We start from the raw sequence: 25665 nt of genomic DNA on the forward strand, positions 1-25665 counted from the left end.
TCCTCTCGACAACCACAGTGCGACGTTCAACCTACTCGGCTGGTCTCGAACCAACTTCGGCCCGGCAACAGCTCTATCAGGGCCCCGATACCCGCGCGTAGACCGGATTCGTCGCCTGGCGCGTACGTCGACCAGATCTCCCCGTCCATCGCCTTGCTCGGAGTAACCATGAATCGCCCCGATTGCGTGTCGAGCACACTCACGCACACTTCGGTCTGCGTCGAGCCACCGTCACGGTGCTCGATCATCAGGATCTCGGCGCGCCGAACCACCTCGAAGAGCACCCGGCTGAGCACTCCTGCGGTGTGCGGCTGCGCACCGAGCTCCACCAACGCCCGCCGACGCTCGTCCTGATCGAACGGGACCTCGTCCAAGTCCTGGAGCGTCGCTCTGAACGGCTCGAAACTCAGCATCGGTCGGTGGCCGAGCGCCGCGGCCAATGCGGCCGTTACGCCGTCGAGGTCCTCTTCTTCCAGAAATACCGACTGGATGACGATGTGGTCGTCACACCGCACCGCCAGAACATGAGTATCGCCGCAGCGGACCAGGGAAAACCGGAGCATGCCCCGCTCATCGCCATCCAGGCCGGTATCCACGATTCGTGCGAGCAGTTCCATATCCGGCCGGTACAAACACTGCAACCAGTGCTCGATCGTCGGGTGCACGCGATCGTCCTCGATGGCACCTACCTCGATGAGCTGAGGTCGGATGACAGCGCGCACCCGCTCCCTATCCTCCAGTTTGAAGACGTTCGGCATCAACGCCAACACCGGTGGATAGGAGTCGATGCCGACCATGTCTTGCAACAGTAGGGCGGCATCGACATTGAGATCGATCGCTACTGGATCCGTTTTCACACGTTCACCAATACATAATTATCGAGGGCAGCCCAGCCGCTCGGCGGCCGAGCTGCCCTGGCCGGACAAAGACCGCACCGCAGCTACTTCTAGATGGAAAGGAATCCTTGGCTCGCGTTTTTGTCGGTGACTTGCATGAGCTCTTTGGCTTCCACAATTGCCAACTTTGTGCGCGTCAAAACCTCGTCGTAGGACGCCAAGTTCCTCTCCAGCTCTGCATTCACATCGGAGTAGCCTTGGGCACCCTTACCTGAGAATGTTGCCAGCAGCTGACCTTTCAGTTCTCGGACGTTGTTCGCGTCGTCTTGCATACCCTGGATGATTTGTCCGAGCTTCTCGGTGTGGCCTTCGATGGCCGGGAAATCCCATTTCATGACTCAATTACCCTTCAAATTCGGTGGATCGGCAGATACTCAGGAGGCGAAGTCTTTGATCTTGCTGGGGTCGGCGTTGCTCCAAGCGCCACCCTGGTCGATACCATCCCCACCCATAAGCCGTTGCATCTTCGCAGCACCCTCCAAATCGGATGCGTCGACTTCGACACCCTGCTTCTTCAGTTGCTGGATGATCGAGGCCAAGGTCGCGGACAGCGCCTTGCCTTTCCGGTGCGCTTCACCGAGGACGTTGTAGACCGCCTTACCCGCCCCCGCACTGACGATGGCGGTGTACAACTCGTCCTGGGTAAACGCCAGCAACCCGAGATGCTTCTCGAGAGAACCGTGGACGTCCGCGGTCGAGTTTGCCTTGTTGATCAGCTCCTGGGGATCGCCGGTGTACCGAGTAACGTCGAGTGTCTCTGGAGTTGCCACTGGATATTCCTTTCACGAATGGATTTCAATTCGCCGCGGTGTACTTCACCGGGGACGCTCTGCAAGGAGCAGTACCGAATCGTCGTCGGCACGCTCGATTACCCCGACCGCGACCGCGTCCTCGAAGACCTGGTCGTCGGGCAAGTCCCCGTCGGCGTACTCGATGACACCGATCACAGGAGGCTGCTCCAGCACCGGCACGTCCTCGGGTTCTCCGGGCACATAGACCTTCGACTTGGTGCGGTCCTCGTCGCGACGACGGCGCATATTCGCCTTGGGTGCGGTCGCACCCCTCGGCGGCGTGCTCCGCGAGGCAGGGGCGGTCGACACATTGTTCGGCGTGGCGCCGAAGGCGGTGCCCTTTCCGAGAGACCAATTGCTGGGCATCCGGAACCCGGTGGCAGCTCCCGGCATCGCACCGGGTCCACCACGCATCATTCCGAGGGCGACAGAACTGCCGATTCCGCCGGACAGTCCGGCCAGAGTCGGCGAATACGCCGATGTTCCGAAGAACCCGTGTTCCGACGGGTCGAGGCCACTGTCCGCGCCGGGACCGCCCAGCGAGTCGCTCATCGACGATAGTGCCCGGTTTACATCCGTAGCTGCCTGTTCCCCTTCAGGCACCTGCTGAGTGGGCGGGGTGGGATCGGGCGCTGGTTGACCGGGATCAGGTGTGGGATCGCCCGGTTTCGAACCCGGGTCGCCGTTCCCGTCGCCGTTCCCATTCCCATTCCCATTCCCATTCCCATTGCCGTTCCCGTCTCCACCGCCGTTTCCGCCGCCGCTATCGTTCGAACCGCCACCACCGTTTCCGTCCGGGCCACCAGAGGACCGTGGGGTGTGGGTATTCGGCGGCGGAGGGCCCTGCGAGTTCAGCATCACTGGCTGGATGCCACCATCCGAAGCGATAGACGGCGCCGGCGTCACAGGTGGCAGCCCGGCCAACGTTGTCGCGGCTGCGCCCGCGTAGGCCACCATCGTCGTCGCCGCTTGAATCCACATTTCGAAGTACAAGGCCTCGTTGAGGGCCCACGGAATCGCATTCTGAGTCATGGCGGCTTCTGCCGCCAGCGGGACACGGTTGCAGGAAACCTCCATCACCGCGTCGAACCGGGGCATGGAGCATAACGCTGCGCCGTACGCCTCCAGCACGCCAAGGCATACCGCATGAGCCTGGTCGGCGGCAGCAGCCTGCGTACGCAGCCAGCTCGCATGCTGACGGAAGGCCGCTTGCGCCACGTCCGCCGCGTCTCCCTGCCAGTTGAACGCCATCGAGGTGGTAGTGCCGTCCGAGGCGGCCGCCGCCGTACGTAGTGCCTCGGCCATCGCCTTGTACCCGCCCGCGGCGTCGGTCAAGGGCTGCGGACCTGCCCCGAAGGTCAGCAAGGCAGAATTCAGCTCTGGGGGCACGCCGCCGAAGCCGAGCATTTGAGGCATGTGGGCCATCATGTTGACGGCTTGGCCGAGCATCCCTACCTGGAGGAGCAGTGCGTCCTCTACCAGTGAGTCGAACAACGACGACATGGTCAGCTCCCGGTCCGATTACACGCTTACGTCAACAGAGTTGAGCCCTGGCAGCTGACCTCGCCACCACCAGCAACGTCGCTGCCCTCGTAAGCCGCGCTCGCGGGGAGAAGCAATTGGGCCCCCTCGGACCACTTGGCCATGGCGTCCATATTGACAGGGTTGAATATGCCATCGAAGATTTTGAGGCTCGCGCTCACACAGTCGCTCACAGCATCGAAACCGGGGCCTTTCGGTTTCGTGAAGGCCGAGCATCCAGCGAAGACGGCCGTCAGTGCTACTTCGCCAGTAGTGTGCTGGGCATAATTGACGGGGAGAATTTCGGGTTCGACACCAAGAATCATGGCCTTCTCCTAACGACTGATTCCAGCTCTTATCGAGCGGTACAGAAAGAACGCTAAGCCATTCCCAATCTTGGGAACGTCGCTCGGCGGTGACTCTGACCACCCGCTCAGTCCTCGGGCGGCGTCCACGCGGACTGGACGAGCTCCTTGCGAGAAAGCAGCGGCTCGACGAGGATGCCACGGCCGACGGGCTGCTTCGTAGGCTTCACATCTCCGATGAGCATGCCATCGAGTTTCGAGCCGTCCATGATGAGCCCGGACGAGTTCAGGTTCTTGATCTGACCGAGCACCGAGTCGTACATCGCGGAATCGGCCTGCGCGATATTGCGCGCCACAATGACATGCAGCCCGGTATCACGGCCGTCGACGATGATGTCCTTCATGGCATCGAGAGGGTTCATCGCGCCGCGCTGGGCGACCATGTGGTAGTCGTCGACGACCACGAAAATCTCCGGTCCATTCCACCAGGAACGATCTTTGAGCTGCTGAGGGGTCACACCGTCCGGTGGGCGACGCGCACGCATTTTCGCGGCGAAGGACGGAATCCCTTCGAGCAGATCTCGCTCACTGGTCAAGTAACCGATCAGCTGGTCTTCTTCGATCGCCTCCAGGTGCTGGCGGCGGTAGTCGATGAGCAGTACCCGGGCTTGGTCCTTGTCGAACTGTCGCCTGATCGCCCCGAGTAGCGCCGCGAGCACCGTCGACTTACCGGATCCGGACGATCCGAGCACGATCAGATTGTTCGAAACGCCGAAATCGACGACGGCCGGGCGGAGATCGGATTCACGGACCCCGAACGGCAGTACCAGGCGCTGAGCCAACGTGGTCGGCGCGCTCCGACCCGCGTACACCTCATCCAAAGTGACCTGAGCGGGCAGCAACTTCACCTCCGGCGCCCTGCGACCGGGGAACGCCTGATTCAGCTGCGCGATCGCCGCCGCCAAACCCGCACCGGCCGTTTCCGGGTCACCGACGCCGTCGACACGCGGTAGCGCGGTCAGCATATGCAGGGCATCGGTCGAGACAGCGCGTCCAGGGCGGTTCGATGGGATGGCGGCGATCACATTGCGGTGCGTGGAGAACACCGTGTCGGTGAGATCGCCGAGCCGCATCTCCACTCTCGTCTGCATCAGATCCTTGATGGCAGGACGGATCGCAACCCATCGCGAACTGCTGATCACCAGGTGAATGCCGTAGTTGAGGCCTTGCAGCGCAAGCGATTCCAACACCGACATGTACTCGTCGAAGTATGGACCCGAAACAGCAAATCCGACATCCCAGCCATCGATGACGAAGAAGACGTCACCGTGCTCGTCACCCCGAGCGGTGAGTTCGGCCGACTCCGCAGGCGAGGTACGCCGACGCCGGAATTCCCGCATGGTATCGATGCCGAGATCACCGAACAGCGCCTGCCTGCTCGCGACGAGATTCATGATCAGCGAGAAGGTACGCCGAACCCGGTCGACGTCGCGGGCCGTGGCGACCGAACCGACATGCGGCAAATTACGCAGTGCGGCAAGACCACCGGAAAAGTCGAGGCAGTAGAACTGGACCTGTTCCGGGGTGTGGGTCAGCGCAGCGGACATGACCAGGGTCTGCAGCGCGGTCGACTTGCCCGATTGCGGGCCGCCGACGACAGCCATGTGCCCGCCCGCACCGGACAGATCCACTGACCATACGTCCTGCCGCTGCTGACGAGGTACGTCGACAAGCGCCAGCGGCAACTGCAGTGGCCCTGGAGATCCCGCCCGCAACAACTGATCGAGGGTGGAAGGCACGGTGAGCGGCGGCAACCACATCGCGTGCGCCGGCCTGCCGTGCCCGGCCAACTGATGCAGCACGGTTTCCATCACGGTCACCGGCTCGCCGTCAGCACTGTCGGTCTGGGGAGCGATCGGTTCCGGCGCGAGGACGGGCGCCGGCCGCACCTCGACCACGTGCGCGGCGGTGAATCGTTGCGGCGGCCGATACCCGCCACCAGCTCTGCGCACCCGCTGCGCGGTGGCAGTCGACGCCTGCGCGGGGGCGACGTAGGGCGACCCCACATAGGCGGCCTGGAAACGTTGCAGGTCACCCGAACCGACCCGCAGATAGCCCGCACCGGGCTTCTTCGGCAGGTGGTAGGCGTCCGCGGTACCGATGGCGTCACGTGAATCGCTGGTCTGGTTGGTGCGCAACGCAATTCGATACGACAGGTGCGCCTCCAGCTCACCCATCCGGTTGGCGGGCACCTTCTGAGAGGCGAGCAGCAGGTGGATGCGCAGCGATCGCCCGAGCCTGCCGATGGCGACGAACAGCTTCGAGAAGCCGGGATGCTGCTCGAGCAGTTCGGCGAACTCGTCGAGGATGATCAGCAGGGTGGGCAGCGGCGCAAGGTCGGCGCCCTGCTCTCGGGCCCGTTCGTAGTCCGCGACGTTGGCGAAGTTGCCCGCGTCACGCAGAATCCGCTGCCGCCTGCCCATTTCGCCGTTGATCACGTCCTCCATACGGGTGACGAGATCGGCCTCCTCCTCCATGTTGGTCACGACGGCGGTCACATGGGACAACCGATCGAAACCGAGGAAGGTCGCGCCACCCTTGAAGTCGACGAGCAGCAGGTTCAACGTATCCGGCGAGTGCGTCGCGACCGCCGAAAGTACGAGAGTACGTAGGAATTCCGACTTGCCAGAGCCGGTTGCGCCGATGCACATACCGTGCGGGCCCATACCTTCCTCGGCGGATTCCTTGATGTCGATATAGACGACGCCGCCTGCGGGGTCGTATCCGAACGGGATGTTCAACCTCGCCCGGTCGCTGTCGCGGCGGCGCGGCCACGTCCGTTCGGGTCGAATATCGCCGGGGTCGGTCACTCCGACCAACTCTTCCCAGGAGGTTCCACCGCTTGCCTGCTCCGCGGCCACCGCCTCCACCACGGTGGAAAGCCGGTACGGAGAGACATTGCGCGCCAGCGCCGTCATGGCGGACGCCGACATCCCATCGGCGACCCCGACCCGCCGCAACCCTCGCACACCTACCTCGCTCAACGACCGATCGTCGGTCACCACGAACTTCAGCGCCCTCGGCAGACTCTGCTCCGCCGGGCCGAGCCGCAGCCACGTGCAGCCGTCGATACCCGAGATATCGCGTTCGCTGGCCGGTCCGCCCACATCGACGATCAGCAGATAGTGGGTGCGGTCCAGTGTGGGTTGGGAATTCGCGGAGAACGGTCCGCGGTTGAGACCGGCCAACACCTTTGTCCGCAGTTCGGCAACGGTGCGATAGATCATCCGGCTCGACCCGATCGCGTCGGTCTCGCTGGGGTGCTGGGTATGCGGCAGCCACTTCAGCCAAGACCATTCAGGACCGTCCGGGTCCGACAGCACCGCGGCGACCGCGACCTGGTCCGCACCATGCAGCACAACGACTTCGGCGATCATCGCACGTATCAGATCGGCTACGGCCTTGGCATCGCCATCGATGCCGATCTGTGGCGCCGACAGCAGATTGATCGCGACAGGCATGCCGCCGACGGTGGAGTAGGCCTTCGCGAATCGGGTCAGTTCGACCACACCGACCGGATCGAGGTCGGTGGTTGGCGCCGCCTCCGGCACGATCACCCGCACCTGGTTGGCGATTCGGCCGCGCCCGATCCGCACCCGCAGGAACTGCGGACTGGCGACCTGCACCTCCCACATCCGCGGGCTGCCGATCAATCGGGAGATCTCTGCCGGACCGGGGTGGGTGTAGCGCAAGAATTCGTATAGCTCCGCCTCGGCCGCGTGCACGGTCTTGCGGTTGTCGGTAATGCTGCGCAGGTAATCCTTGCGTTCCTCATTGAGTCCCGCCGAGCCACCGCCGCCGCCGGCACCCTGGCCGCCCATCATGCCGAACATCGACACCAGCATCATGGCCGGGAACATCATCGACATCGGCGACATGGGAGCGCCCCCGCCGCGGAACATCATGACCATCATTCCGCCCATGGCCGCGACCATGACGACCGGCATGATCATCTTGAGGCGCGAAGGCGGCACCGGCTTGGGGAGCTCGGTTGGTGGCTGCAAGCGCAGCTCGGTCACGGCGGGCGCCTTGGGGCCGCGCACCATCCGGGCGGGCCGCACGAATCGACGGGTACTGGTCACGATCCACCACCTAGTCCGGCGACTGTCTGGTTCGGCGGGATGCCGTCATGCTGAATCTTGGCATCGCGCGTCGAGAGGGTCGGGCCGACCGCGAACAGCGAAACAACGCTCCATGGCGCGGGCACGGGTGCCCGTAACCCGAGCGCTGTCAAACTCTGATCGGTACCACTCTCGCCAAGCTTCGCGTCGACTCCGTAGCGAACACCGCTGTCGGAGATCCAGAACAGCGATTCACGCAGTGGCGAACCCGGTTCCGCGCCGGTCACCTGTACGAAGCGACCTGTGTCGCGCGGCAGGTACGCCGAATCGGCCGTGCGTCCGCGCGAGGTTTCCGAGTTCACCAGGTCGACGGTCCGGCCCAGCTCATCCTTCTTCAGCGGCAGTTGCCTGCCGACCAGGAGTTCGGTGGCGGCATTCGGGTCGGTGCCGGTGCGCGACCAGTGATAACAGGTGACTTCCGACCGCCCGGGGTCGACGACCCGGATCGGACGCGACGGGTAGGTCGCCGTCCCAGGCCAAACACCGGGGCGCAGGTTGGCCGCAATCACTGCGGGCCCGACCGTTTGGGTGGACGGCGCTCCCTGGACATCGGCATTGCGGATCATCGACGCCAACACGGCAGTCACCCGAACCACGCCCGACTGCGAGACCAGATAATAGGACGCGCCCTGATCCGGTGTGGACATCGTGAGCACCGAGCCGACCAGCACGGTGAGTCCGGTGCTCAACGTCACCGTCTGGCCTACGCCGGGCACGTCGGGCACTCGCAATGGCGGTACTTCCGGGATCGCATTGATCAGGCCTTTGGACACCGCCATCACCGGGCTGGTCGCATCGATACCCAACGCCAGCGCGACCGGTGAATTCGACAGGTCGATCGCCGCGCGCACGACCCCCTTTTCACTGTCGTCGTACACCAGCCATGTGGTGGTGTCGTCGCGCAACAAACGGGCCTCGCCGTCGGCGAGCAGCCTGTTGGAATCACCGTCGACCGCGAGCGGACCACCGATCGCGGTGGTGCGCACCGCAGACCACCGCAGTGTCGGCAGACCGGTCTGCGGATTGATCGGCGCGGCAGCACCGGTCTTCGCGGTATCGCACACCGTCCACGATGAATCTCGTTCGTCGGCGTCGACGATGCTGCCAGGCGCACCGGGAATGCCGACCCACGGGCCACGCGGATACTTCGCCAATTCGTCACGTGTGACAGGTACCGGCTTGTCCGGAGCACCGATGATGAGCCGCGCCGAGGTCAGGTTCAGCGCCGGGTACAACCGATTGCCGACGCGCACGAATAGTGCGCCGGTGTCCTTCTCGGACAGGATTTTCGAGTCGCCGATCTTCTTGGCGGGCTTGAAGAATGCCATCACCGCCGAACCCGCGATCGCGACACAGACAATGGCGATACCGATCGCCAGCGCGGTGGAACGACCACGTTGCGGGTCGTCGACCATCGAGGCGTCGCGGCGGACCAGCGCATGTTCGATCCTGCGGAGCAGAAAGCGCCAACCAGATATCTGGTGTTTGGTCACCACCCGGAAGCGTGCCACCGGTTTTCGTTCCTTCCGCCGACCTGATGCCCAAACCTATCCGTCGCCTACCACGCAACGACCGCATGCCTTCCCACGGATGGGAACTCGACATTCGACTCCGAGCCGCGTCCGACCGTCGGATACGCGCAAGTTGCCGTATACCGCATGCGCTTTCGCGGACATTGCGCCCCGACTGGTGATATTGGACCTCGACCCGCGAGCATTACCTGGACCGCGTCCACACCACCATGGTTGTAGAGCCGACGGTCGCCGACTTACCAGAGCCGACGACACATCCATGTTGGCCCCGGCCGCAGAACCAGCGCCGTGCGTGAGGTGATCACCAACAGCGGCGTGGCCGATATCGACGGGAGCCCAACGCGACCAGGTGCACTTTCGATGCACCTCTGAGCGAGTCCATCCTTCGCCGGGTCGGCTAGGACCTCACGCTCGCGCGGATGGCGCCAAACCGTCCAAAGCGCTGGTGATGTCGAAGGCGTCGATCGTCATCAGCTCCACGTCGGTCATCGACAGGATGTCCGCGTTGTCCTTTGTAAAACGGTAGTCGCGTTCGGCTTCGGAGGATTCGATCACATTGCGCACGAAACGACCGTTGCCCGCCAGGTCGATCAGTCGCCTGCCGTTCTTGGTCTGCGACGCCAACTGCTCGCAGCGAAGCCGCAGCACCTCACGCGCTTCTTCGGAGAGGATCGAATCCTTTTTGCGCGCAATGTGATCAGCGATCTGCACCAGCTCGTCGGCCTCGTAGCTCGCGAACCGGATCCGCTTAGTGAACCGGGAAGCGAGACCGTCGTTGGACGCGAGGAACCTGTCGATCTGATCCTCGTACCCGGCGATGATCACGACCAGCTTGTCGCGATCGTTCTCCATCCGCGCGAGCAGCGTGTCGACCGCTTCCTTACCGAAAGCATCGCCGCCGGAGAGACCCTCCTGGATCAACGTGTATGCCTCGTCGATGAACAGCACCCCACCCAGCGCCGAGTCGATCAGCGCGTTGGTTTTCGGTGCGGTGTGGCCGAGATGGGTGCCGACCATGTCATTGCGGGAAACCTCGATCACATCGGCATTTTCGACGACGCCGAGCCCGGCGAAGATCTTGGCGATGACACGGGCAATGGTGGTTTTACCGGTACCGGGAGGCCCCGAGAAGATCAGGTGCTGCGACCGTGAATCCACGGCGAGCCCACGCTTGGCGCGTACCTGATCCATCAAGACACCGGACTTCAGCCGGTCTACCTGTTCCTTGACCGAGTCCATGCCGATCTGCGCCTGCAACAGATCGGAGGCTTCCGCGAGCTGCGCGTCGCGTGCCGACCGGGCCGCGGAGGCGGCAGCTTCGGCCGGATCGTCGCCGGAGGTCGGATCCCATTCATTGGTGCGAGAGGCGATGACGTCCGGCGTGGCGACTTCGAGCTTGTAGGTCTTGTCACGGACCGCGCGCTGCCATTCCTCACGTTCCGGCCACAGCCCCGACCCTTGCAGGCCCTTGAGGATTTTGTCCGCGGCATCGTGATCGCCGTTCTGCCGCAACAGCATTCCGAGCAAGAAATGCGCGTCCGCCCACAGGTAGGACAGGCTGCCCGAGGAGCTGTCCTCGACGATCCGCTGCGCCCGCGGCATGGCCTCGCCGAAGCGACCGAGATGGGCGAGCGACTGGGCCGCCATCAGCTCGGCCGCGATGTCGAGCAACCCGTCCTCGAGCGAAGGCCGCGCGCTCCGCGCCGCGAGCACATCCGACCATCGCTTTGTGCGGAAGAACAACGACATCCGGACGAAGTGGGAGACGTCGTCGTTGGGCACCTCGTTGAGAATGGCGACGGCTTCCTGCCATTCACCACCCTGGCCGTACGAGCAGGCCTGCGCTATCGCGATCTGATCGCGATCCGCCATGGCGACCCGCAGCCCGTACATGCCGATCTCGACCTGACACCACAACGCACGGTCGACAAGGCCGGCCCGCTGCTGGTCGCGATAGAGATTGTGCACAGACCGGTAGGCGCCGTAGATCACCTCCGAGGTGACCTCACCTGCCATCGCGCGCCCGAGCCAGGCATCGCACATATCCGGATCGAGGTCGGTGGCCGCCCGGAACGCCGCGGACGCATGATTGTCGTTGCGCACACCCCCGGCGACCAACGCCAAACTTTGAACCCCTGTGTAGAACGCGTCCTCGGCCGCTGACAATTCGGGCTTCCCTTCCGCCGATCTCGCCTGAACGAACAGTAGTGATTGTCTGCCGCGCCCAGACCGCATGATGTTCCCACCACTGAGAATAATGGATGGATCGCCTCCGGTCGGCCGCCAGGTACCCACACAACCAGCTTTGAACGTGCCGTCACTTGACGGTATGGTTCGCCACAGGTCGCCGGTTCCACTTCCGACGACCCACTTCCGGCGGCGGCTGGCGGCCGCGATCCGGCCTCCAGCCGCCGCGAGGTGCCCGCATTCGATCTCTGCGCAATTTACTTGCCGCTAATTGGGTGCACACTATTGAACGTTCCGTCGTTATCGGATATCGTTTGAAGCAGATCGTTCGGTCCCTCATCCCAGACGATCTAGCCAATAGCAGCGGCCGGTAGCGCCGGCACGCCACCGGCCGCTGCTGGGCAAAATTCTTCCGCCTCGCGGAATTCGCGCTCCACAGTCGCTCTTCGTAGCCTTCCGGAGCCTCGATACCGACGCCTCCCCACTGACGAGAAGCTCCACCACATCCGCGATTTGCCAGATTGATCGCGCACCGGAATCGGTATGTCACGCTCTCGTTCAGCGACGTTCGGCAGCTGAGCCCGTCGCAATGAGGGCAGGCTTCGCGGTGGTCCGCTATCGACTCCGATTGGTCCGGAAGCAGCAGTGGGTGCCACTGCGTGTGGTGGCACAGGGTGGTACGGGACACCACACACGTTGAGGAAGACGACTTCGCCCGGGACCTCTAACGCGCCGTGGCCGGCTTACCGATTCAGAGCACCCGCACAACGACAGCGTCGCTGGACATACGTGAGTATTTGACCGTCGAACCAGAGTAGGGCGCCTCGATGACCATGCCGTTGCCCGCGGCGAGCTGAACATGCTCCGGCCCACGACTACTGAACGAACTGCCGGGGAACACCAGGTCGCCGGGTTGAACATCGTTGGGATGCACGCGAACTCCGCTGTAGATCTGGTCGTAGGTGGTACGTGGGAGCACCACCTCCCCATTGGTCGCCTGCGCGATTGCATACTGAGTCAGACCCGAACAGTCGAAACCACCGCCGCTCGGACCGCCCGCACCGCCACCACCCCAGATGTAGGGGGTGCCGAGCCAGGCCTTGGCCGCATTGACCGCACTACCACCCTTTGTTCCGTCCGATGGCGCGATGCTGCGGCGTTGCAATCGGGACGACGATCGCGAGCGGCTGCGACCACGACGGCGTGCTGTCGTTCCGCGGCGACGGGTCCTGGACTGCGGCACGGCGGAGGGCATGATCCGCGCTGCCTGCTGGTGGGCCGCCGCGACATCGGAATTGACCCGTTTGGTCGCGTTGGTGAGAGTGTTCTGTGCGGCATCGAGCAAGGCGGGACCGCTGAACCTGGTGTCGCCGACCGAGGCGATCGCCTGCACCCGAGCCTGGAGATCGGCGATCTGATTGTTCAGGCCGTTACGACCATTGACCGTTCCGTCACCGGATTCGGCGACGGCCTTGATGGTGACACTTTCTTTGCCCGCATGTGTTTCGACAAGGGAAGTGTGCATGCCGCGTGCGTCGGTATAGGCGGTCACACCCTTCCCGCTATGAGCGCTCACATCATCGGTGACCGCCTGGTACGACACGCTCTGGCCTGCTTGGGGCTGGCCTTCGCCGTACAGCCCGAGTAGCGACTGCAGGACCCCGTACAGGTCGCCCGTCAGTTCCGGTGCCATTCGACCGACTCGCCTTCGCGCATCACCGACCGCCTTTCCCATCGTGTTCGGGCATCGTGTCGCCGACCCGAATCCGGCGTCTTCCCTATCGAAAGGATTTTGCATTCAACTATGCGCACTCCCCAACGACGGGAAGCCCGGACAATGAGGGGGAACTCGTGAGAGGTGGTGTGGACGCATGGCAACGGATGTGGTGAAAGCTGCCGCCGACAAGAAGGCGAAGGCGCGAAAGGCCGCCACACCGCTGCCGAAGAACTATTGGAAGGTGGAACTGGTCCGTCCACCGGGTGTGTCAGCAGGCGTGACCGCCTACATCACGTTGGCCGAAGGCGCTATTCAAAACGCGGTAGACCTGCTCGGCAGGGGCGTGCCGAAACCGCCACCAGACGTGCAGGAACTCCTGCAGCCGGTCGTCTACGAGACGGTGGGCAAAGGCGAGGCAACCGAGGCGTACCAGAAGATCATCGACACCGTCGAGGCCACGCAGACGTGGCTGGTGATGGAGGACGCCAAAGTAATCAAGACGTCCGTACGCGTTGCCGCCGAACAGAATATGACGCTGAAGGGCATCCAGCGTGTTGTCGCGGATCTCAACAGCGAGCTCAAAGCCGTCGGAACGGCCAAGCTGAAACCGCCGCAGGAGACGGCCCTGCTGAAGCAGATCGTCACGGCGATCGAAGCGGTGTACAAGAAGGTCATGGCGGTCGCCGAGCTCAACGAAGACATCGCCAACGGTGGCGACAAGCCCAACCCCACCCAGCCCAAACCGCAGGCACCCGGCACCCCTGCCCCTCCCGCAGGCAACAACGGAGGCGGCGGCCCGAGCATCCTGGACCAGTTGATGCCGATGCTCGGGATGCTCCCGATGATGGCGATGCCACTGGCACAAATGATTCCGGAAATGATGAAGAAAGAGGAGGAGGCGAGGAAAGACCGCGAGGAGGAGCAGAACCGCACGCCTCCTGCTGCCGCTGCACAACCCCCGAGCGACCGCGCAACGCCACCTGCCGAGGCGGCCCCGCCGGTCACCGCCGCACCGATCGCAGCCGCGAGCGACGATTCCGGACAGGATCCGGCTGCCTCCGGTATTTCCGCGACCCCGGTCTCGCTGATGAGACCCGCCGCTCGCTCCCGGAGGCGGGCCGCGGAACAAGCTGGTTCGGCCGAAGGCACGCAACAGCAAGCCGACGATGACGATGAGGTGGACGACGCGGCTGCGGATGCGCCACTCACCGTGGACATCTGACCGAACGGAAGCAACCTGACAACGGCCGGCGTGGGTACAGCCGATCGATGCGGGCATCAGGCACATCATGCAACAGAATCAGGTCGGCATCAGGCGATGATCGCCTGATGCCGACCTGATTCTGTTGCTCCGCGGACTCCCGCTGCTCTTGGACGTTCCTTGGCAATAGCCGTCCAACGGGCTCGGTACCGTCAGCGAACTCATTATGCTTCCCGGAGGAACCGACTCACCCACGTTCTACGCGGGCGGCCGACACCCACCAGGACCTCGGCCGCTAGGGCTTCGCTCGACGGACGAACGCCGAGCGGCCCCTACTCGCTCTTTCCCACTCTGGCAGCGTGCCTTACGGTTGTTCGGGCACGACCACACGTGGTACGACCGGTGGCGTTTCCGCAGGCGCGGCAACGGCGCCGGAAGGCGGCCCGGCCGTGACGCCCGAAGCCGTGACCGCGCCGGGCGCGGCAGTCGGGCGGGAGACACGTTCGGGCGCTGCAGTGATGACAGCGGCGGGAGTGTCGACGAACTGCGGATGCTCGACGATCTGTTCGTGTGCGTACACGGCGTCGCGCAGGCTCTGCCTTGTCGATTCCTCCGCGAGCAGCAGCACCAGCTCGTTGCATCGACGGTCGAACACCATCGCGCGCAGCCCGGAGACTTCGCTGTCGACCCGCAACTGACCGACCTCCACCCGGCCGACGTCGACCCGCTGCGACAACATCGACGCCGCCAACAGATCGTCGGCGTCACGGAATTCGTCCCACAACTGTCGCGGCACCGTAGTACCCGACTGCAACGCGGACAGAATGCGCTCCCGCAGACGTCGCGACTCGAGCGCCGCGACAGGCGCGGGCCCCGACCGCTGCAACCGCGCGTTGGCGTCCGCAGCCAGTTCGACGCAATTCGCACGAACCTGCGAATCATCAATTGCGGCAACACGTTCCAGCGCCGGAACGGACCCCGTCAGACCGAGTCGATCGGCCGTGTCCGGTGTGAACACGCGCAGATCGACGTCGTAGACCGGAGCGACGAGTCCGTCCATCGCGGCGTCGGGGAACCTGGCACGCAGACCCGGATCGATCGGTCCGGACGACACCAGAGCCGACAACTGAGCGTTCGCCTTCCCACCCCAGGCCAGGCCGAACTCCGCAAGCACCCGCGCCGGGTCCGAGACGCCTTCCCATGGCGATGCGTTATCCGCCGAGTCCTCGCCGAGCAGTTCGTCCCACAGCCACGGCGTGGACACCTCACGAGGTAGGAACAGCTTGGCGGGCATCCACCCGCGCCCTTCGTTCGAAGTGATGAAGATACCGGCGCCGGCCGGTCCCCGCATCACCGACACCGCCCAGGTCATTCCCACCGGGGAGTCCACGGCCGCGAGGACGCTGCCGAGCAAGGTCCGAGCAAGTACCAGATCGGCGTTCACCTGGTCGCCGACGACGTACGCCGGTTCGGCCTCCTTCGCCTTCGCCGCGGCGACTGCCTCGCCGAAGGGGGTCGTCATCGAAACCGGCATCGGAACCGCCGACGGAACCGGCGGCTGCCCATCGGGGCGGCCGGACGCGCCGGCCGACGATGCCGACGTCCCACCGTCAGCTGCACCGTAGAGCGAGCCTCCCGCCGGCGGGAGAACACTGCCGCCCGCCGCGGACGTCGCGCCCGCACTCGGCGACGTCGACTGGGTGCCCACGACTCCCGAAGTGTCTTCGTCGCCGGCGTCGGGCATTACCGCACCGGAGGTACCCGGCGCGGCACCAGTCGGTTGCAGCACAGACGGGTCCTGCGCGCCGCCCGGCGTTGGCGCCCCCGAGGTTTCGGGGTGTTCGGGGCCGACCGAGGTCGGGCCACCGGGTGCGGGTGTCGGTGGCGACATCGGCGCATTCGGGTCGGTGTCGCCCGGCAGCGGCCCGGCAGGCAGCGGCCCGGCAGGCAGCGGCCCGGCAGGCGGCGGTGTCGCACTGGGTTGGTTGAGATCCTGGCCCGACTTGCGGAGCAGGTTAGCGATCTCGTTGTCGTTGTTCTCGAAGTCGTTCGCAGCTTTGATCAACTGCCGCGCGGTTTCGTCGTGTTCTTGGGCGAGAGCCTCGCCGGCGCGCTCTCGAGCTTCGTAATAGGTGTTGAGCGCCTTGTACACCGGATCGGCGATCGCGCCGTAGGTCCCGGGGAAGCTGGCGAGCCAGTCAATCGGCGGCTTCGACCACGCGCGGGTATCACTGGCGACCCGCTGATGCTGAGCCGCCAGCTGGCGCAGCACATCAGGGTCGAGATCGATGATGTGAGGCATGCGCGATCAGGTCCTTTCCACCAATAACACCTTCATTGTCGATTCTTCCCACAATTGGGAAGTCCGATGTACATCGGCCGCTACTGCCGAACGGTCCTACCTGCCTGCACCACACCAACTTTCAATGTTCACAATGTTTCATTGCTTCAGCGACCAGGCCCAGCGGTAATCGTCGGCCGCCGAGGTGCGCGATGAGCATCCGGTGCCGGTCCGTGCGCCGCCGCCTCGTCGAACGCCGGATGCCCGATCAGCTGCGTGTGCGCGTACATCGCATCCCGCAAGCTCTGGCGCGTCGGCTCATTCTCCAGCAGTAGTACGAGTTCGTCGCAGCGGCGCTCGAACACCATCCCACGCAGAGTGGTCAACTCCGAAGTCGATCGAGCATCGGACTGTTCGGATCGCAACTCGCCCAGTGCGACCCGGGAGACATCGACCCGCCGCGACAGCATCGACGCTGCCAACAGATCGTCCGCGTCGCGCAATTCCTCCCACCAGTCCTGAGATACCGCTTTCCCCTGCCGCACTGCGGCGAGAATCCGCTCGCGCACCGCAGGCGCGTCGAGCGCGTGCACCGATCCGAGTCCGGCCTTGCCGATTCGGACGTGCGCATCCGTGGCCAGGTCGACACAGCGCGTGCCGATATCGGCCTCCGGCGTGGCGACGGCTCGACTCACCAACGCGGGCGCACCGACCAGACCGAGGCGATCGACGAGACCCGCTCGTGGTGCACTCAGGTCCATTGCCGAGGAAGGCCCCACCTCCCCCTCTGCGGGCACATCCCCCAGTTGGCGGCGCAAGTTCGTGTCGATCGGCTCCGACGACACGACCGCGGTCAGGTGCGCACCAGACTTGCGCCCCCAGGCCAATCCGAATTCGGCAAGCACACGCGCGGGATCCGCAACGCCTTCCCAGGCGAATCCGTCGGAAACCTCCCACACCCAGGGGGTGGACACTTCACGTGGCAGATACAACCCGGCGGGCAACCACCCGCGGCCCTCGTTCGACGTCACGAACGCACTGATGCCACCCGGGTGACGCATCACCGAAACCGACCACCCGAGTCCGACCACCGATGCACCCCCGGCCGCGAGAACGCCGCCGAGTATGGTGCGCGCCAGCACCAGATCGCCGTCGACGCGACTGCCGAGCACGAACGCCGGAGCGGCGGAAGACGCCATCGCGGCGCCGACTACGTCACGAACCAATTCGTTACTGCCGCCGGTGCTCTCCGGTTCACCATCCTGCGGGATGTCGCGGTTCGGCGGCTGCGATTTGCTCGGCGCCGCAACGTTCGAGCCCGGACCAGCCGTCACCTTGGGCACGGCGGTCGGTCCTCGTGATTCGGCAGGCGCCATCGTCGAACGGGCTTGATTCGACGACTGCGCGGCCGCGGCGGCCGCCGACGTACCGCCGACGGAGGTGGAGGCAGCGGTCACACCTGAAGTAGGCGAGGTAGCGGAGGTAGTGATCGCAGGCCCGACCTGAGCGCCCGGTGTGACCGGAGTCGGCATGACCATCGGAACCGACGGCATCGCGGCCGGATCGGCCGTGGCTCCGCTCCGCGCCGCCGACGAATCGAGCGAGGACTCGGCATCGGGGCCGGAAGCGGTTTTCGCTGCGGATTTCTCGTCCGTTCCGGTCTCGGCAGCCGTATGACGGGCACCGGGCTCGGTATCCTTCTCGACGGTACCGGTCTCATGATCAGCGGGACCACGCTCATGATCGGCGGAGCCCTCCGCTATCGACGATGAACGCGACAGCCCCAGGCCGGGGGCGGCACCCGGATGGTCGCTCGGCCCTGCAGCCGGTGCATACGCTGCGCCAGTCGTCGTGCCGCCGGGCGAGGAGGTGGACGGTGGCGGCACCGTGGACGGCGGCAGCACAGAACCACCGTCCGCATGACCGCGACCGGGCCTTTCGTCGAATTCCCCCGCGTCGGTGGTCGGCAACGGCAAGCCGATGTGGTCCGGTTCCGGCAGACCTACAATGCCGTCGGGGAACGGCGGCAACGGCACGACCTGGTGGGTCTCGGGGCGATCCGGTCGGCGGCCGTCATGCCGTGGGCCGGAATGATCCGTTGCACGCCGATGCCCCGGCCCGTAATCGGAAGTGCGGGGATCACCGGACCCCCATGGGCCTGGCAACCCGAAGGCTTTGGAGATCTCGTCCAGGCTTGGCAGGCCGTGCGGACTGATCGATTGCAGCGCGGTGCGCATGACATCCTCGACCTCGGCTCTTGCCCCGGCGATGATGCCGGGTATCCGGCCCCGGATAGCCTCGGCGTCGGATTCCTCCTTCTGTTCGGCGGCTTCTCGCGACGCCTTCTGAATCCGCCTGGTGGCGCGATCCACGATGTCCAGAATCTGATTCCTGGTCCGATACACCAGATCAGAGAAATCCTGGTAGGTGTCGGCTGCCGCGTTCAGCGCGTCCGCGAATGCCTCCGCGGTGCCCCGCCTGCGGAGCATCTCTTCCTTGACCGCGTCTAGACCCACACTCGATATCACCTGATCGTCGAAGACGCGGCGCTTGTTTTCCGCGTCGAGGAGATCGAGCGTGGCGGCTCCTTCGCGCGCAAGTCGTTCGAGAGCGCGCCAGTTCGCCGGAGAGATCGCAGGCCAGTTGTTGCCGACGATCGCATTCCAGTGCGGGCTACTACGGTCGGGATCCATCAGACCTCGAGTCGGCGGATCCTCGCGCCACTCGCATCGTCTTCGGTGGTGTATGCGTTCACGATGTGCTTGGTTCGCCCGTCGGTCTCCGGCGCATGCTTACCGCTGGTGACCACGGCCTCGCATATCGGGGTCGCAATCCATTCGTCGTGGGTCGCGACGAGTTGAATGTCGAGCGGCGACTCCGGGCGGCACGACAACGCCACGTCCTTGACGTTCGTGATGATCGCGTCGACCTGACCGGTCACGGTGGTGATGGATCCGGCAAAGGCGGCGGCCGCCGCCTTCACTTCGTGTGCCTCGCCTATATGCAACGTCATGTCGGTGTCCCCTCTTCGCGTTGCGATGAGTGTGTTCAGGAAATGGACTTGCCGAACGCCTCTCTCTCCATGGCCCGGTACGCCGCTTCGGTGGGGAGGTCGAAGGAGTCGATCGTGTAGGACTTCGTGCCCTTGAATTCCATCTCGGTCCGCAGCCCTACCCGCGACTTCGCATGCGCCAGTCGCGCACACCGGAGGATCTCGGCACCCAACCAGACGTCACCGTTTTCGCGCGCGTCGTCGGTGATGTGCAGACCGACAATCTCACCGTCCCTGTCGCAGGCGACGCCGACGGTGTTGTCAGGGTTGAGCACCTCGTAGGTCAGCGTCCGCCAGTCCGGCTCCCTGGTGCCGGTTTCGGCATCGTCGAAGTCGTCGTCGTCCGAATAGTTATTGCTCATCGGCTGTTCTCCGAGAATCGTTAGGCGGGTTGGGATCTGTATGCGTAGTCCGAGGTGGGACCACCGGGCGGGCCCTCCAAGCGTGTCGCGAGCTCGGACCACGGTTCGTCCTTGATGCGCATGACCTGGCTCAACGGCCAGAACCGTGCGCCGAGATACATCTCCCCAGTGCCGTCGGCGTCCACATCGAGATGATCGGGGCCGTCGTTTGTCGCATTGAGAGTGACAGACGTGAGTGGTGGGACGGCGTCATCGACATTGAGGATGGTCGCGCCGCCGCCGGGGATGAAGCTCTGCCGAAGTCTCGGGCTGTTGCCGATCACGACGTCGGCGCTGTTGGTGGTGATGGTGACCTCTGGGTTCATCATCAGCTGCATTGCCCAGGACCTGGCAGCTTCTGCAGGCCGGTCGGCATTGATCGCGATGGTGAGGGTAGCCGCGAGGTCGACGACGAGCAGCGTTTGCGCGGTCGTGACACCGACGATTACCAATCGCTTGGCCGTGCCGACCGGGTGCGGGAGATCATCCGCGGCGAACGACATCACGTCCGCGCCGGCACCGCCTCCGGTGGCGGGGTGCGCGTTGACGGTACCGGTCGCCACATCGATCGTGTAGGCGACAACGATCTCGGAGGACTGATCGGCCACCCCGGCCAGCCGCACGAGGCCCTCCTCGTGCAGCCATCGCACCGTATCGGCGACAGTGACCTCGGGGACCGCCTCCGCCATCGCACTGGGCGTGGTCATTACGCCTGACCCGCCGCCGCTGCGGCCGCTGCGGCCTCGATCTCCTCAGGTGGAGTGTTCATGATGACCTGGTACTGCCGTGCCGCGTCCGCAGTGCTCTCACGGATGGCGGCCATTACCTCGGCGACCAGTTCCGCACTGGTGAATCGAGCAGCGGTACCCGGTGCCACGTAGAGATCGGTGAGCCTGCCCATCGCGTCCACCTCGGGGATGACCCCACCGCGCGGCGACGGTCGCCGAGCCCGGATGCTGTCGATCCGTTCACGCATATCGGCGATCCGATGCCGAAGATCGCGGGCGGCGTCCAGCGCCGCCTGCACGTCGGGATGGATAGAACTCATACGTTACCTCCGGATTGGGACGTGTTCTGGTTGCTCGGGCCCGGCGTCGGCGGCGTCACGGTCGGGGCGATGGTCGGCCGTTCGCCGATCACCAACTCGGTGTGCTCTGTGTCGTCGACATACATCAGGCGGTCGGGATGCCACGCCACTACCCGGCTGCGGTCGTTGCCACCACCGCCGCCCGCACCGCCCATGCCCGGGGACATCGGCATGTACGGCATCATCGGCGAGCCACCCATGGCACCTCGAGCCGCGCCCGACGCCGCCGCACTTGCCGAATCCATCATCGGAGCACGCGGCATGGCCGATCCGGTGACGAGCGGCCCTGTCGACGCGGGCAAGGGGCCGGCGGCGAAGGTCTGGATCGCTGGAGCATCCACCTCGCCGATACCTCCGCCTCCTCCTCCTCCACCACCACCGCCACCACCGAGACCGCTGGGAATCCCGAGATCCGCGTAGTCCTCGTAGCCGTAGTCACCCAGGTCGTCGAAGGATCCCTGATCCTGCGCGTTCTGTCCCATGCCGGACATCGCGCTCATCAAGGGCAGCATCGAGTTGAGCATGCTGTTATCGCTGCCGCCACCGTTGTTGCCGCCGTTGTTGTTGCCGTTGCCGTTACCGGTGCCGTTCCCCGGCCCGTCACCGGCGGGCGGCTTTGCCTCGACCTCGGCAACATATCCGGTAACGGTCTCCGCCGAGCGAGTGTTCTGTTCCTCGAACTTGGCCAGCGCCTTTTGAATCGCCACCTGATTCTTCGAGCGGATCGCGGCGACGAGTTCCTTGCGCGCGGCCTTGATCTCCTCCGGTGTGGGGTGTTTGGCCTTCGCCCTGCGGAACGCGTTGCTATAGGTGTCGACGTCATCGGCCAGCGTTTTCATGCGAGTGCCGAGCTGATCCAGCTTGCCCCGGTGCCGGTCGAGTTCGGCGGCCGCCGCCGCACCCACCGGCTTCCAGTTCTGCATCATTCGCGCCGCGCCATCGACGAACTCGACGGCAACGGCGTAGGGGCCACCGGCGAATCCTCGCACCGAGTCGGCGAACTTGGTCGCGGCGCCCGGCCCGGGACCATCGCGCAACTGTTCGGCGAACGTCAGCGGATCGACGGAGCCGCCACTCGAGGGGAACGACAGCACCGGCGGGTCCTGCTGTTTGAATATTTGCAACTCACCGACAGGATTGGCGACCAGCTCGCCCCCAGTGCCGTTCACGAGGCGAGCGCCCTGGTCGTCTTCCGTGCTGTAAGCCTCTGCCGCACGCCCGACCTTGTGCGCGGAGCGCTGAACGTCGTTGAGCGCCGCCCGGATTCCGTTGAACACATCCGCCGTCGCGGCGTTGAGTGCCGGCACATGCTGCGACGAGATCGAATCGGTGCCTGCGGGCACCACCCAGCCACGAGGCAGCGCGGTCCCGATGTCACGCGCCATTCCGGCCAGTTTCGATGCCTCGATAACCAGTTGATGCACATCGACTTCGAGCGCCATCGCCTCCTCTTCCCTGGCCGTCGCTCGATCAGCCCGCGGCGATGGCCGGCACCATCGCGCTCGCGGACTGATCGGCCGGCGCCGCCGTCGCGGGGAAGACCCCGCCGTCCGTCGGTGCGGTCACATCGATACCACGCGGATGCGCGAACCCACTGAACTCACCGAAGTCGCCCGCAGGACGGGACTCTTCAGGTTTGCCGGGGTCACCCAGCTTGCCGGGTTCCCCTGGCATGCCGGATGCATCAGGCGTACCGAGAGCGCCAGGCGTGCTCGGTGCACCAGGCGTGCTCGGTGCACCAGGCGTGCCCGGAGCTGCCGCATCATCGTCCGACATCTGCATAGCGAACTGCACCAACTCGCCCCGGAGGATGGCTTCCAAGGTGCCGCCGTCCTCGGCGGGGAACACCACGAGCAGCGCCGTGCGGTCGCTACCCCAAATCGCCACATCGCCGGTTATCAGCTGGTACGGATCGACGCGCTCGCCGATCTGCTTGTTGTCGGTCCACTTGGCGGGCGTCTTCTCGTATGCCTTCTTTGCGCTGGTGGATTTGGCATTGCCGAACGCCGCATCGAGCGCCTGCGCCACAATCGGCGAGACCTTTTGCGTACGACCGTCTTTGTACGTGTACAGCACCATTCCGTCTTCGTCTGGTATGCGCGCGGGTGGGCCACCGGCAGGCTGCTGGGAGTTGGCGCCAGGCTGCGGCGTCGTGTTCGTCGCAGGCTGCGCAGTCGCCGGAGCGGTCGACGCAGGCGGAGCCAGGGCCGCTGGCGGTGCGACCACAGCCGCGGGCGGGTACAGTCCGTCGCGGTAGCGAGGGTCGAGCTCGTCGCGCCGATTGTTCAGATCCTGGTCGGCCATATTCCGCATCATCGCCTGCTGCATCATCATCGGCAGCATCTGGCTCATCATGTCGCCCATACCGCCCATACCGCCCATACCGCCCCCGGCAGCGGACGGGTAGCCCGCTTGCATCGCACCCGGAGACGTCGGATAGTTCGTGCCTGGGAGATTGCCGACCCCACCGGGTGTTCCACCCGGGTCAGTGCCCGATGGATCATCGAGTCCGGGGGTCGAGGGGTCGTCGAGACCGGGGGGATCGCCGAGTCCCGGGGGATCGTCGAGTCCAGGAAGGTCGATGTTCGGGTCGAGAGGCGATGGGTTCGTTCCCGGCGGAGTAGGGGTCACCGGTGGGAAGACCGGGGGGTTGGCCGACAGCCGCTGGAGCTCATCTTCCAGCTTCTTGTTGGCGTCCAAGAGGTCCTGGTACTTCTTCATGTCGGCGGTGGTCTGGTCGATAGTGTTGGCGGTTGCAGCGTTTGCGGCTTTCGCCTTGTCGAGCGCGGCCTTCGCCAAGTCCGTCGCCGTAATCAGATAGCCCCAGATATGATCGTCGATCTTGATAGCACCCTCGGCAACGCCAGGTGGAACCGTTGGCGCGGCGTCGCAGACCTTCTCCACGACAGCGTTCAATTCCTTCTGTCCCGTTTGGCCGATCACATCAGTCTTCTTCATCAGCTTGGGCAGGTCCTTGCCGGACTCGTGAAGAAGTTGGAATTTCCGCTCCAGTTTCCCCGCGGTAACGGCATATGACTCGAAATTGGCCGCGTCCACACCGGTCACCTGAGGTATGACCGGCATCGTCGGGGGCGGAGTTTTGGAGTCTTTGCCCATGCTGTTGTACCAGCCGAGGAAGTCTCGGTGCACATCTTTGTATATCTGCTGAGTGTAAAGTCCGAAGAGATATTCCTTCGGATACTTGTCGCCTATACCAGCGTTTATCGCATCCCGATCCGGGATGAGCATCCGATACATATCCATTAAACGACCCCTCAGGCCGGCTCGAGCACGTCAGACTGCCGCTTCTGCGGTGCTACTATTTCTTCGGCAGCAGCTAGGTTGCACCACTCGACTCCCGGATCATGTACCGCTGCGGAATGTTTCCGTTCGACGATCCCGATCCCGATCCCGATCCCGAAACCGGAGCATCGATCCATGTGGTCGGCAATTTGTCGGCCCACACCTTTTTCGGAGTGGTTGGTTGATCCCCAAAAAAGGAACTCGTTACCCCGGCGACCGGGGGAGCAGCAAGCGCAGCCGAAAGTTCAGGCCCCATCGAGCCTCCGAGACGACCGACCACTCCCCCGAGAGCCCTTCCGACCAGCGGGCCTCCCACCGCGGTGAGTCCAGCAGTGACGAGCCCCGACTCCAACCCCTCCTTCACAGAACCGGATTCGAAACCGTTGAGAAGTCCGCTCGTTGTACCCATTAGTGCACCGCCCAGCGTCGCAGCCACGACCATCGAGGAGCCAGCGGTGAAGGGAGCGAAAGCCAGACCCGCCCCTATAACGATCCAGTCCTTGGCCTTTAGGCCCAAGAAGTCTGAGCTCAGCCAGCTCATGAGGTCACCTACTCGCCATCAGGGTATGTGCGTGGATATGCGCGCTTCTACGCCCATTCTCGATGATTCCCAGCAATGGGAACCACGAGTGAAGGCCGGACCGGTCAGGATGGTCCTGGGTTGAACTACACTGACATGCACGAATGGCCGTGCCCACCATACCGTCTCAGCCGCAGCCGGCCGAGGCCGCAGTTGGCCGAAGGAGGGCGTACTCGATGAGCCTCCGTCCTGTCCTGCTCGTGCAACCGCACGGTGCCGTTCGCACGTTCCGCTGCGCGGCGAGCACGGGGATGTAGCCGGTGACCAGCCCACAGGCGTGGCCGGCAGAGCTCGACATCGACGGGGGCGGCGCTGGAGCGGAGGAGGATTCGCAGCCCGGCCCGGTAACGCCGTGGTCGCAGAACAAGCGAGCTCGTCCCGGCGCCGGGTCACCTGTTCTACCGGGCGGCGCGGCACCGCCTGGACATAACGGCGCAACCGCGCCGAGTCAGAACGGTGCGCCCGTACCCGCTCAGAGCGGCCCGAAGCCTGGTTCACCCGCCACCGCGCCCGCCACCGGTGCCCCACCGACTACACCGCCCCCTGGTCAGTCCGCGCCTGCCGCGGCCCCACCCGCTCCTGCTGCTGCCCCTGCTGCGGCACCACCCTCGGGTGGTCGCGCGACCCATG

The 25665-nt window shown here is 64.7% G+C and carries 18 protein-coding genes; 1 reads left to right on the top strand and 17 read right to left on the bottom strand.

From position 1 onward, the window contains the following. Positions 1 to 26: 26 nt before the first annotated feature. From ACLMAL_RS36205 to ACLMAL_RS36245, 9 genes are all read right to left on the bottom strand, one after another. Entirely contained in the window at positions 27 to 857 is an 831-nt protein-coding gene (locus ACLMAL_RS36205) for an ESX secretion-associated protein EspG (protein WP_412003175.1), read from the bottom strand. A gap of 89 nt (positions 858 to 946) precedes the next feature. After that, positions 947 to 1231: a WXG100 family type VII secretion target gene (locus ACLMAL_RS36210; RefSeq protein ID WP_412003176.1), complete on the bottom strand. Its 285-nt coding sequence runs from the start codon at positions 1229 to 1231 to the stop codon at positions 947 to 949. A gap of 39 nt (positions 1232 to 1270) precedes the next feature. Beyond that, positions 1271 to 1666, bottom strand: coding sequence for a hypothetical protein (locus ACLMAL_RS36215; RefSeq protein ID WP_412003177.1), 396 nt, complete (start codon positions 1664 to 1666; stop codon positions 1271 to 1273). A gap of 45 nt (positions 1667 to 1711) precedes the next feature. Continuing rightward, complete coding sequence (locus tag ACLMAL_RS36220) at positions 1712 to 3190, bottom strand: PPE family protein (RefSeq protein WP_412003178.1); 1479 nt, start codon at positions 3188 to 3190, stop codon at positions 1712 to 1714. Between the two features lie 26 nt (positions 3191 to 3216). Continuing rightward, positions 3217 to 3534, bottom strand: coding sequence for a hypothetical protein (locus ACLMAL_RS36225; RefSeq protein WP_412003179.1), 318 nt, complete (start codon positions 3532 to 3534; stop codon positions 3217 to 3219). Positions 3535 to 3641: 107 nt separating this feature from the next. Beyond that, positions 3642 to 7655, bottom strand: coding sequence for a type VII secretion protein EccCa (eccCa, locus tag ACLMAL_RS36230; RefSeq protein WP_412003180.1), 4014 nt, complete (start codon positions 7653 to 7655; stop codon positions 3642 to 3644). Continuing rightward, positions 7652 to 9205: a type VII secretion protein EccB gene (eccB, locus tag ACLMAL_RS36235; RefSeq protein ID WP_412003181.1), complete on the bottom strand. Its 1554-nt coding sequence runs from the start codon at positions 9203 to 9205 to the stop codon at positions 7652 to 7654. Before eccB ends, eccCa begins: the two co-directional genes overlap by 4 nt. A gap of 426 nt (positions 9206 to 9631) precedes the next feature. Further along, on the bottom strand, positions 9632 to 11344 hold the full coding sequence (gene eccA / locus ACLMAL_RS36240; protein ID WP_412003182.1) for a type VII secretion AAA-ATPase EccA: 1713 nt from the start codon (positions 11342 to 11344) through the stop codon (positions 9632 to 9634). A gap of 820 nt (positions 11345 to 12164) precedes the next feature. Beyond that, positions 12165 to 13106, bottom strand: a complete 942-nt coding sequence (locus tag ACLMAL_RS36245; protein WP_412003183.1) for a C40 family peptidase — start codon at positions 13104 to 13106, stop codon at positions 12165 to 12167. Positions 13107 to 13284: 178 nt separating this feature from the next. Between ACLMAL_RS36245 and ACLMAL_RS36250 the strand changes: the two genes are divergently transcribed. Next, the gene (locus tag ACLMAL_RS36250) at positions 13285 to 14352 is read left to right on the top strand and encodes a hypothetical protein (RefSeq protein ID WP_412003184.1); all 1068 of its coding nucleotides are present in this window, start codon (positions 13285 to 13287) and stop codon (positions 14350 to 14352) included. A 343-nt stretch (positions 14353 to 14695) separates the two neighbouring features. Here the strand turns inward: ACLMAL_RS36250 and ACLMAL_RS36255 are convergent, their stop codons facing one another. From ACLMAL_RS36255 to ACLMAL_RS36290, 8 genes are all read right to left on the bottom strand, one after another. Then, a complete protein-coding gene (locus tag ACLMAL_RS36255) occupies positions 14696 to 16633 on the bottom strand; it encodes a type VII secretion target (protein WP_412003185.1) in 1938 nt (645 codons plus the stop codon). Between the two features lie 146 nt (positions 16634 to 16779). Continuing rightward, a complete protein-coding gene (locus ACLMAL_RS36260) occupies positions 16780 to 19305 on the bottom strand; it encodes a hypothetical protein (RefSeq protein ID WP_412003186.1) in 2526 nt (841 codons plus the stop codon). Then, positions 19305 to 19625: a hypothetical protein gene (locus ACLMAL_RS36265; RefSeq protein WP_412003187.1), complete on the bottom strand. Its 321-nt coding sequence runs from the start codon at positions 19623 to 19625 to the stop codon at positions 19305 to 19307. Before ACLMAL_RS36265 ends, ACLMAL_RS36260 begins: the two co-directional genes overlap by 1 nt. A gap of 35 nt (positions 19626 to 19660) precedes the next feature. After that, complete coding sequence (locus ACLMAL_RS36270; protein ID WP_412003188.1) at positions 19661 to 20026, bottom strand: hypothetical protein; 366 nt, start codon at positions 20024 to 20026, stop codon at positions 19661 to 19663. A gap of 20 nt (positions 20027 to 20046) precedes the next feature. Continuing rightward, a complete protein-coding gene (locus ACLMAL_RS36275) occupies positions 20047 to 20772 on the bottom strand; it encodes a hypothetical protein (protein ID WP_412003189.1) in 726 nt (241 codons plus the stop codon). Continuing rightward, a complete protein-coding gene (locus ACLMAL_RS36280; RefSeq protein ID WP_412003190.1) occupies positions 20772 to 21113 on the bottom strand; it encodes a hypothetical protein in 342 nt (113 codons plus the stop codon). The genes ACLMAL_RS36275 and ACLMAL_RS36280 overlap by 1 nt, the downstream gene beginning before the upstream one ends. Next, positions 21110 to 22594 (bottom strand): PPE domain-containing protein, encoded by a 1485-nt coding sequence (locus tag ACLMAL_RS36285; protein ID WP_412003191.1) that lies wholly within the window; start codon positions 22592 to 22594, stop codon positions 21110 to 21112. Before ACLMAL_RS36285 ends, ACLMAL_RS36280 begins: the two co-directional genes overlap by 4 nt. 28 nt (positions 22595 to 22622) lie before the next feature. Continuing rightward, on the bottom strand, positions 22623 to 24416 hold the full coding sequence (locus tag ACLMAL_RS36290; protein ID WP_412003192.1) for a hypothetical protein: 1794 nt from the start codon (positions 24414 to 24416) through the stop codon (positions 22623 to 22625). Positions 24417 to 25665 lie beyond the last annotated feature (1249 nt).

Origin of the sequence: Nocardia sp. CWNU-33 (assembly GCF_046764895.1) — a bacterium.
Taxonomy (GTDB): Bacteria; Actinomycetota; Actinomycetes; order Mycobacteriales; family Mycobacteriaceae; genus Nocardia.